Source organism: Caballeronia choica (assembly GCF_001544535.1).
Taxonomy (GTDB): Bacteria; Pseudomonadota; Gammaproteobacteria; order Burkholderiales; family Burkholderiaceae; genus Caballeronia; species Caballeronia choica.
Genome location: NZ_FCON02000390.1, coordinates 1 through 2,033, shown reverse-complemented (window position 1 = coordinate 2,033; position 2,033 = coordinate 1). Strand labels below are relative to the sequence as shown.

Here is a 2,033-nt window from a genome sequence, read left to right as displayed (position 1 = left end):
GGCAGTCTACGCAGGCTCAGGTGCAGATGAACCTCGAGAGCAAGCGTCGACAGTACGAGCTCGTGGACGAAGCAAAGCGCCGCGGATTTCGCGATATCGAGGTCATTGACGATGATCTGGGGCGGTCGGCGAGCGGAGCGGTCGCGAGGCCCGGCTTTGAGCGCCTGGTGGCATTGCTCTGTGCCGGAGAAGTCGGAGCTGTCCTTTGCCTGGATGCATCACGTCTCGCCCGTAACGGACGCGACTGGCACCATCTGCTTGAACTGTGCGGTCTTGTCGAGGCGAGGGTCATCGACCTCGATGGCGTGTACGATCCTTGTCGGCCGAATGACCGACTGCTGCTCGGCATGAAGGGCAGCATCAGCGAATTTGAGCTTAATGTGCTCCGAACGCGGATGCTCGATGCCGCGCGCGCCAAGGCCAAGCGCGGTGAGTTGCGCATCAGCGTGCCGATTGGCTATATCTGGCATCGTGAGGTCGGCCTGGGTCTCGATCCAGACCTGCGACTGCAGAAAGTGATAAGCCTGATCTTTACCCGCTTTCGCGAACTGGGTAGCGCGCGGCAGGCCTTTCTGTCGTTACTGGCTGAACAAGTTCACTTCCCACGCCCGACCGATGGCAGAACCTTGACACACGTCGACTGGCCGCTGATACGTTACCGTAACGTGATCTCAGTGCTGCGGAATCCGTTCTATGCCGGGGCCTACGTGTACGGCAAGAGTGGCAAGCAGATGAGCATCGTTGATGGTCGTGCGCGCAAAAGTTACAAGCACCGCAAGCCGTTTGAAGAATGGGAGGTTCTGCTCAGGGAGCACCACGAGGGCTACATCGACTGGGCAGAATTCGAACGCAACCGCAAGCTGCTCGCGGCCAATGCCTACGGCAAGACGGGTGACGTAAAATCGGGGCGTGGTGGACAGGCTCTGCTGGCTGGTCTGCTGGGATGTGCGCGCTGCGGACGCCGCCTGTCGGTGACCTATACTGGACGAACGCCGCGACCGGTCTACCGATGCTACCGTTTTGACATGACACCACCGAAGTGCATGAGGTTTGGTGGCCCTCGCATAGACGCTGCAATCGCAAAAGAACTAATGCGTGTCGTGGAGCCAATGGCGATAGAGGCGGCCCTGCAGGCCGAGCAAATGCATATGGACACCATGAGCGAGCAGCGGCGGATCATCGAACTCGAGCTGCAGCAGGCTCAGTATGAAGCGACGCTGGCCGAGCGACGCTACGCCGCCTGCGACCCCGATAACCGTCTGATCGCTGCGCAACTGGAGAAGAACTGGGAAACGGCATTGCGTCGTGTACAGGCCTGCCAGGCACGCCTTGAGACGGCAGGCACACCGACGGCAGCTATCCCTGCTCCTGACTTCACAAAGCTTGCCGAGGACCTCGACGCTGCCTGGAACGCTCCGGGTGTCACCATGCGCATGCGTCAGCAACTGGTGCGAGCCTTGATCGTTGATATTGTTGCGGACGTGGACGAGACGGCCCGTGAAATCATCCTGACGATTCACTGGCAAGGTGGGCAGCACTCACAATTGCGGATCCGCAAACCGAAGACAGGCGAGCACGGATGCAGCACCTCTGACGAAGCGCTCGCGATCGTTCGCAGCATGGCTGCCCGATGGTCAGATAAGGACATCGCTGCATCGCTAAACCGGATGGGGATACGGACCGGCCAGGACAAGACCTGGACCGCACATCGCGTCCGCTCTATACGGAACGTACGAGACATCCGCGCCTACAAGTCGGCCGAGAAGAATGGGGAATGGTTGACGATGTCCGAGGCTGCAAAGCTGCTTGGCGTCACCCATTACATGATCCGGCGACTGATCAACGATCGGGTTCTGCCTGCCGAACAAGTGGTGCCCGACGCCCCCTGGCAGATTCGTGCAAGTGATCTTCGCAGCGAAGCTGTTGCGACGGCACTGACGCGCAAACATCGCCCGTGTCGCAACGACGTCGAAGGACAGATCCCAATGTTTATCGAGGTTTCAGAAGGAGGTGCACAATGAACGCCCCATTGC

General features: G+C 59.7%; 1 protein-coding gene. It reads left to right on the top strand.

Going from position 1 to position 2,033, the window contains the following annotated elements; all coding sequences use genetic code 11:
* Positions 1-2,021: recombinase family protein (locus AWB68_RS44305; RefSeq protein ID WP_087650379.1), on the top strand; the 2,021-nt coding region annotated here is incomplete at its 5' end.
* Between the last annotated feature and the right edge of the window lie 12 nt (positions 2,022-2,033).